The organism is Porticoccus sp., from assembly GCA_023261185.1.
Lineage (GTDB): Bacteria > Pseudomonadota > Gammaproteobacteria > Pseudomonadales > Porticoccaceae > Porticoccus > Porticoccus litoralis.
Map to the genome: position 1 here is coordinate 1 of JALRJN010000035.1, position 8,386 is coordinate 8,386.

Genomic DNA, 8,386 nt, shown 5'->3' on the forward strand with positions numbered 1-8,386 from the left:
CCAAAAAACCCGGCCGTGTGCCGGGTACTTTGTTTGATAAGCCCAACAGTGTTCGAACCGGTAAGAGGTTCGCCACACGTGGGAGCGTTTGGACCAAGCCGCATCGCGGCGCAGCCCCAAAGGGGTCAAAATGGCCAAAAGCCGTTTTGAGTCAATCCTCTCTCTCACCAATACCAATTAGTATCTACTTTAAGCATTTTCCCGATATACCCCTTCTCCGCTAGAAACAACTATCTATAGATGTCACTAGACATTGACTCAGTAAGACGCTAAAAACTCATCAAAGGACTAATTCACTGAATTTATAAAAGGAATTTTGAAGTGGAAACTCCCCCACTAAACAGAGATAGCCAACTACTAAACCAACGAATTAACCAGCGTAGAAATCGCGAAAAGGCAATTTTTGGATTAATGGGGGTCCTACAGGGCGTAATTGCTGATAGCCGATTTAACGAACAAGAATTGTTGTTTCTCGACTGCTGGCTGAAGTCACAAAGAGCTATCGCTGACGATGGCGATGTCATAGACCTCATTGAACTAATGACAGACATATTCGAAGACGGAATCATCACCTCTTCAGCCCTGAAAGAACTAAACCTTCTTATTCATGATATTGTTGAATACCGCCGACTCGAACAAGCCCCTGTTGAAGACCAAATAAATCAGCTTCTTGGTTTTTTATCCGGTATTGCTGCAGATAGCATTTTGAACGATACAGAAATTTATTCTCTACGCGACTGGCTAAAATACAATAAGGAGACTCTTGAAGAGTGGCCAGGATGTATGTTGGCTAGGCGGATCGAAAATATTCTCGCTGATGGGCTTATTTCGCCTGAGGAAAGGGCAGATCTCCTAGAAATCATCAAGTCAATTTCCGGACAAAGATTTGAAGAAACGGGGATAGCTCATGGTATGTCAACAGATTTTTTTGGAGAAGATCTAGACAACTTCCAACACAAGGGGCAGCGCATTTGTTTCACAGGAAAGTTCATCTCTGGAACCAGGTCCACTGTTGAAACCAAAGCGCAACAACTAGGCGCTTCCGTAAAAAGCAGCATATCCAAAGACATCACAGCTGTAGTAATTGGGACTCTCGCTAGTAGAGACTGGAGATTTAGTAGTCATGGGCGAAAGATAGAGAAAGCCATCAAACTTCGCGCAGAAGGAGTGCCCCTTATCATCATCACAGAAGAGACTTGGTTGAAGTTCATATAAGTGAGAATTGGGGACTAATCCATAAATGGAGACTCTAAAAGAAATCATTCTCAGATCAGAAACACTTAAGGGTCGACTTTTCGATTTTTTTATTCAGTTTCTAATTCTGGTATCACTTATTTCATATTCTATTGAAACCCTACCTGACTTATCTCCAGGGACATATGCCCTACTTTCTAGTATTGAGATTTTTGTCGTCTCTATTTTCTCGGTCGAATACTTATTGAGGGTAGTTTTAACGGACAAACCAACCAAATATATCTTCAGCTTCTATGGCATCGTTGACCTTTTCGCAATTTTACCTTTCTACCTTTCTGGCGCTCTTAGCTTACAAGCCTTGCGTGCTCTAAGGTTTATGCGGCTGTTTAGAGTCTTAAAATTGTCTCGCTACAATGCAGCCATAGACAGGATTGGAAAAGCTATCTGGATAGCCAAAGAAGAGCTGGTGCTATTTGGCTTATCTACTCTTATTCTGCTTTATCTATCGGCAATGGGCATCTATCACTTTGAACACGCTGCTCAGCCTGAACAGTTTCGATCAATATTTGATAGCCTATGGTGGGCTGTGTCTACACTAACTACCGTTGGTTACGGCGACATCTACCCAGTAACGATACCGGGACGCCTGTTCACTTTTTGCGTGTTGTTCTTGGGGTTGGGAATAGTAGCCGTTCCTACAGGGATCATTGCATCGGCTTTAGCTTCAGTCCGCAATCAAACAAAGTAATCCTCCCCTGAACCACCCTACCCCACCAACAAAATTACCCACAGGAATACCTCCCAGAAACCCCAGTAATAACGCGGCCTTCAAACCAGATTGCAATTGTGCATCTACGGGAAATGTGTAAGTCTCTTCAGGTCCCCCTCCAGAGCTTTGAGAAACCGTTATGTCCATTAAGGCTGCTGTTCACCACCTCACCCACTACATCTATGACAGGCCAGTCACCGTCGGCCCGCAAATCATTCGGCTACGACCAGCGCCCCACAGCCGCACACGGGTGATATCTCATTCCCTGAAAATCAGCCCAGCCGAGCATTTCGTGAATTATCAGCAGGACCCCTACGGCAACTGGCAGGCTCGTTATGTGTTCCCAGAGCCGATCACGGAATTAAAAATCGAAGTGGATATGGTAGCCGATATGACGGTCTACAACCCCTTCGATTTTTTCGTGGAAGAAAGTGCAGAAGAGTGGCCATTTCATTACAACACCGATATCCGGCCAGACCTGGTGATTTATCGCGTACCGGGACGGGCCGGGCCACGACTGAAGGCCTTCCTGGACAGCATCGACAGGTCGCCCAAAAATACCGTGGATTTCCTGGTGGAGCTCAACGCCCGTCTGGCCAAGGAAATCAACTACGTAATCCGCATGGAGCCCGGCGTTCAAACTCCCGAAGAAACCCTGGAACTGGGCATAGGCTCCTGCCGGGATACCAGCTGGCTGCTGGTGCATGTACTCCGACACCTGGGCTTTGCGGCCCGCTTTGTGTCCGGCTACCTGATCCAGTTAAAACCAGATCTGGTGTCTCTGGACGGCCCGGCTGGCACGGATCACGACTTCACGGACCTGCACGCCTGGACCGAAGTTTACATACCCGGCGCAGGATGGATCGGGTTTGATCCCACCTCAGGCCTGCTTACAGGGGAAAGCCACATCCCCCTGGCGGCGACCCCCCATTACAAGAATGCCGCGCCCATTTCCGGCATGGTGGGTTATGCCGAGGTAGAGTTCGATTTCGATATGACTGTCGAGCGGGTGTCGGAGCACCCCCGTATCACCAAGCCCTTTTCTGAAGAATCCTGGGCGGCCCTGGATAAGTTGGGTCAGAAAGTGGATACCGTGCTTGGAAAAAGCGACGTCCGCCTGACCATGGGCGGTGAACCCACTTTTGTGTCCATCGACGACTTTGAGTCCGCGGAGTGGAACACCGACGCCATTGGCCCCACCAAACGCATACTCGCCGACCAGCTTATCCGTCGTTTTCGCGATCGCTTTGCCCCGGGCGGTTTTCTGCACTACGGGCAAGGCAAATGGTATCCCGGCGAATCGCTGCCACGGTGGACGTTTTCCCTATACTGGCGCGGCGATGGCAAACCGATCTGGCGTGATGCTGACTTGATTGCCAAGGAAAATGGTCCCGGAGACAAGGCCACACCCGAAAATGCCGAGCGCATTCTGAAGGATATGGCAAAAAGGCTGGAACTGAGCCCCGACTATGTACAGCCAGCTTATGAGGACCCGGCAGAATGGATTATCAAAGAGGGCAACCTGCCGGAAAATGTTACCGCCGCCAACTCCAAGCTGAAAAACCCGGAAGAGCGGCACCGCATTGCCAGGGTCTTTGGGCGCGGACTCAATGTGCCGTCAGGTTATGTACTGCCCATTCAGTGCTGGCAATCCCGCGCCAAAGGTGGCGGCCACAAATGGCGGTCAGAGCGCTGGAAAACCCGGCGCGAACATTTATACCTGATTCCCGGCGATAGCCCGGTGGGTTTCCGCTTACCGTTGGAGACCCTTCCCTATTTAACGGCGTCCCAATACCCCTACACCAATGTTGCCGATCCCACGGAACACCGGGAACCGTTACCGGAATTCAAAGACGAGGATATGCCGGAGGGCGAACAGCCCGGAAGGCCGCAACCCAGGGCCTCATTTTCACCCAACGAACCCCATTCCGATCGGGTAGAACAACATGCCATGGGTGAACTGGAAGGTGGCTTTGTGCGCACCGCCATGTCTGTTGAACCCAGGGATGGTCGACTCTGTATCTTCATGCCCCCGGTGGAGCGGATTGAGGACTACCTTGAGCTGGTGGATGTGGCAGAGAAATCCGCCAAGAAGTTAAAACTACCGGTACATATTGAGGGTTACTCACCCCCAGATGATCCGCGCATGAACGTTATCAAGGTGACGCCAGATCCGGGAGTTATCGAAGTTAACATTCATCCTTCCCACAACTGGGAAGAATGTGTGGCAACCACCGAAGCGATCTACGAAGAAGCCCGCCAGACGCGATTGGGGGCAGAGAAATTCATGATTGATGGCCGCCACACCGGTACCGGCGGCGGCAACCATGTGGTTGTCGGCGGTGCTACGACCATGGACAGCCCGTTCCTGCGCCGACCCGACTTGCTGAAAAGTCTGATCCTGCAATGGCAGCGGCACCCGAGTCTTTCCTATCTATTCTCGGGCCTGTTCATCGGGCCAACCAGCCAGGCCCCGAGAATTGACGAGGCTCGCCACGACAGTCTGTATGAGTTGGAAATTGCCCTGTCGCAAATCACCAGCCCTGAAGAAGGAGTACCACCACAACCCTGGCTGGTGGACCGGCTGCTACGCAATATCCTGATTGATGTCACAGGCAATACCCACCGGGCAGAAATCTGTATCGACAAGCTCTATTCCCCCGATGGCCCCATGGGACGGCTTGGCCTGGTGGAATTCCGAGGCTTTGAAATGCCGCCGGACCCACGAATGAGCCTGGCCCAGCAGGTGCTGATCCGGGCACTGATTGCACGCATGTGGGAGTCCCCCATTGGCGGCGAACTGACACGCTGGGGCACCAGTCTGCACGATCGCTATATGCTGCCTCACTTTATCTGGGAGGATTTCCTGGAAGTACTTCGCGACCTGAAAGAGCACGGCTTTGATTTCCGTTCTGAATGGTACGAAGCACAGCAGGAATTTCGATTCCCCTTCTGCGGCGAAGTGGAGTATGAAGGCGTGCATCTGGAATTGCGGCAGGCTCTCGAACCTTGGCATGTACTCGGTGAAACCGGTGCCATTGGTGGCACAGTGCGCTATACCGACAGTTCTGTTGAGCGGCTGCAGGTCAAACTTACTACCTCTGATCCCGGTCGATATGTGGTGGCCTGTAACCAGCGCCGGGTACCGATGACCAAAACCACGTCGCCGGGTGTTGCAGTCGGTGCGGTTCGCTATAAGGCCTGGCAGCCTGCGATGGCTCTGCATCCGGTACTGCCCGTCAATGCGCCACTGACCTTCGATATCTTCGATACCTGGAGCGGCCGGGCGCTGGGAGGTTGTGTCTATCACGTCGCCCATCCCGGTGGCCGCAATTACGAAACATTCCCGGTGAATGGCAACGAAGCAGAGGCCAGACGCCTTGCACGATTTGAGGCAAATGGCCATACTCCCGGCACGTATATGCCCCAGCCGGAAGTCCCCCACCGTGAGTTTCCGATGACGCTGGACCTGAGACGGCCTCCCGGACTGTAGAAATGTCGCAACAAGGCAAAAGAGCCACGAATGATCCGGTAGCCAGCCTGCTGGCGGGCTACCGGGCCATGAAGGACGTGCCCGACGAGCTGATTGGCCCCGACGGAGCCATTCGCCCTGTCTGGAGCAGTCTGATCGACGCAGTGGCGCGGATGACGCCAGAAGAAATTGCCTTGCGCAAATCTCGCGCAGACCAATACCTGGCCGATGCCGGGGTTTTCTATCGTCAGTACGGCACAAAAGATGCCGCCGAGAGAGACTGGCCCCTGAGTCACATGCCGGTGCTGATCGACGAAGAAGAATGGAAGCACATTAGCGGCGGGCTGATTCAAAGAGCCGAACTACTCGAGCAGGTAGTGGCCGATATCTACGGCGAAAACAAGCTGGTGGCCAACGGTCACCTACCCGCCGCCCTGGTCGCCAACAACCCCGAATGGCTGCGCCCCCTGGTTGGTGTCAAACCGGCATCCGGTCATTTCCTGCATTTTGTAGCGTTTGATATCGGGCGTGGCCCCAACGGAGAGTGGTGGGTCATCGGCGACCGTACCCAAGCCCCGTCCGGTGCTGGCTTTGCATTGGAAAACCGTATCGCCACCACCCGGGTATATGCAGACCATTATGCACGGGCAAAAGTTTTCAGACTGGCAGGATTCTTTCGCGCTTTCCGCGATGCCCTGATGGGGCTGCGGGAGGATGAGGGTAGCCGTGTAGGCATCCTGACACCTGGGCCGATGAACGACACCTACTTCGAGCACGCCTACATTGCCCGCTACCTCGGCTTTATGCTGTTGGAAGGTGAAGACCTGACCGTGCGCAATGGTCAATTGATGGTCCGCACTGTCGCCGGGCTTCGTCCGGTCAGCGTGCTCTGGCGCCGCCTCGATGCCAACTGGGCCGACCCCCTTGAGCTCGATGAAAGTTCCAGGCTGGGAACTGCGGGCCTGCTGGGGGCCGTGCGCTCCGGAAATGTCACCATGGTCAACGCCCTGGGTTCCGGCGTGCTGGAAACCCGCGCCCTGCTCGCTTTCCTGCCCCGTATCTGTAGAGCCCTTACCGGGCAACCACTGATGCTGCCGAATATCGCCACCTGGTGGTGCGGGCAAGCCAAGGAACGGAATTACGTTAAGGAAAATGCTCAGCGAATGACCATTGGCAGTGCCTATGCCACCCGTCCGCCGTTTGACCTGGACGATGTGTCCGCTGTAGCCGGAACATTCAATCGCGACATCAAACAAACCATTGACTCATGGATTGATGATGGCGCACAGCATTTGGTTGGCCAGGAAGCCGTCACGCTCTCCACCACCCCCGCCTTTGATGGCGACCGGTTGGTGCCAAGACCAATGAACCTGAGGGTTTTCCTGGTGCGAACCCCGGACGGCTGGCAGGTAATGCCCGGGGGCTTCGCCCGCATTGGGCCATCCAGTCACTCTGCGGCCCTGGCGTTGCAGAGAGGCGGTTCAGTCGCCGACGTCTGGGTAATGAGCAAGGAGTCGGTGCCAACGGAAACCATGCTTGGCTCCTCCACTGGGCCTTTTACCCGCCAACAACCCGGCGTACTGCCCAGTCGCGCCGCAGACAACCTCTTCTGGCTCGGTCGCTATGTGGAACGCGCCGAACACACCATTCGCCTCTTGCGGGCCTATCATATTCGCCTGGCTGAGTCCGGGTCAGAATTGACCCCCCTGCTGGAGCACCTGGCTGAGTTCCTGGAAGAGATGGACACTGATGTCGAAGAAGGGCTGCCCACCAGCGTGGTTAACACCCTGGCATCTGCCAATTATGCTGCAGGCCAGGTCCGGGACCGGTTCTCCGTCGATGGCTGGCTGGCACTGCATGACCTGGTGAAAACTGTCCGCAATATGACCCAGACTGTGACCCCGGGCGATGATATGGCAAGGGCCATGAGCATACTGCTCCGCAAACTGTCAGGGTTCTCCGGTCTGATCCACGAAAACATGTATCGCTTCACCAGCTGGCGCTTCCTCAGCATTGGTCGAGGTCTCGAAAGAGCCCTCTCACTGACCAACATGCTGTCGTCCTTCACCCATGAACATGCACCCGATGGCTGCCTGGACATGGCCATTGAAGTGGCAGACAGTGCCATGACCCACCGCCGACGTTACGCCGTTGCCACCAACCGCGAAACCGTCATCGACCTGCTGGCCCTGGACCCACTGAACCCCAGAGCCATCATTTATCAACTCAACGATATGTCCAGCCATATCAACTTTCTACCCAACAGTGACCAGAATAGGCAATTAAACCCCTTGCAGCGCACCATGCTGCAGACCCATACCAGCCTGGAACTGCATACTCCGGAAACCCTGAGCAGTTCGGCTCTGTATGATCTGGGGATCGAGATTGCGAGCCTGTCTGATCACCTCAGTGCGTCATACCTGCGTTAAGGCAATAGGAATGCTCTACGACATCAGCCTGAAAATAACCTACAAGTACGACAACGACGCCAATGCCAGCCGCCATATCGTTCGGCTGGTTCCCGCCGACCTGCCCGGCGAACAGCGACTGGTAGCCGGCACGTTGACCGTGCGTCCAAAACCGGATGAATGGATCAATCGGGTGGATTTTTTTGGTAATAACAATGTGGAACTGGCATTTCTCGACCTGCACCGGGAGATCACCTTTTCCGTCCAGGCTCGCATCGAACGCATGGACAGCATCGCCTACCTGAATATGTCCCCTCGCCTTTCGGAGCTGAACAAGGAAATTGGGGCATATCAGGATGTGGGCCCCTGGTCACCCCACCATTTTCTGGGACCCTCCCTGAGAGTGCCCATAGAAGCCTTAACCACCAAATATGCCAAAGAGTTGCTGGCCACTGATGTCAGCGTCCTCGATGCGATCAAGATCATCGGTAAGGCTCTCTATAAAGACATGCGCTATGACCCTGAGGCCACTACCGTGGAAAC

5 protein-coding genes are annotated in these 8,386 nt (G+C 54.0%); all 5 read left to right on the top strand.

Features of this window, described 5'->3' with window-relative positions; genetic code table 11:
• The first annotated feature begins 321 nt into the window (after nucleotides 1–321).
• Complete coding sequence (locus ACYZYZ_RS02740) at nucleotides 322–1,215, top strand: BRCT domain-containing protein (RefSeq protein WP_461483169.1); 894 nt, start codon at nucleotides 322–324, stop codon at nucleotides 1,213–1,215.
• Between the two features lie 25 nt (nucleotides 1,216–1,240).
• Complete coding sequence (locus tag ACYZYZ_RS02745) at nucleotides 1,241–1,942, top strand: ion transporter (RefSeq protein WP_461483170.1); 702 nt, start codon at nucleotides 1,241–1,243, stop codon at nucleotides 1,940–1,942.
• A 160-nt stretch (nucleotides 1,943–2,102) separates the two neighbouring features.
• Nucleotides 2,103–5,456, top strand: a complete 3,354-nt coding sequence (locus tag ACYZYZ_RS02750) for a transglutaminase family protein (RefSeq protein WP_461483171.1) — start codon at nucleotides 2,103–2,105, stop codon at nucleotides 5,454–5,456.
• Between the two features lie 2 nt (nucleotides 5,457–5,458).
• Nucleotides 5,459–7,864, top strand: coding sequence for a circularly permuted type 2 ATP-grasp protein (locus tag ACYZYZ_RS02755; protein WP_461483172.1), 2,406 nt, complete (start codon nucleotides 5,459–5,461; stop codon nucleotides 7,862–7,864).
• A gap of 10 nt (nucleotides 7,865–7,874) precedes the next feature.
• On the top strand, nucleotides 7,875–8,386 hold a 512-nt coding region (locus ACYZYZ_RS02760), incomplete at its 3' end, for a transglutaminase N-terminal domain-containing protein (RefSeq protein ID WP_461483173.1).

Excerpts from the sequence above, each read along its gene's own strand:
- ACYZYZ_RS02745 (WP_461483170.1), top strand. The coding sequence starts at position 1,241 with ATGGAGACTCTAAAAGAAATCATTCTCAGATCAGAAACACTTAAGGGT.
- ACYZYZ_RS02750 (WP_461483171.1), top strand. The coding sequence starts at position 2,103 with ATGTCCATTAAGGCTGCTGTTCACCACCTCACCCACTACATCTATGAC.
- ACYZYZ_RS02755 (WP_461483172.1), top strand. The coding sequence starts at position 5,459 with ATGTCGCAACAAGGCAAAAGAGCCACGAATGATCCGGTAGCCAGCCTG.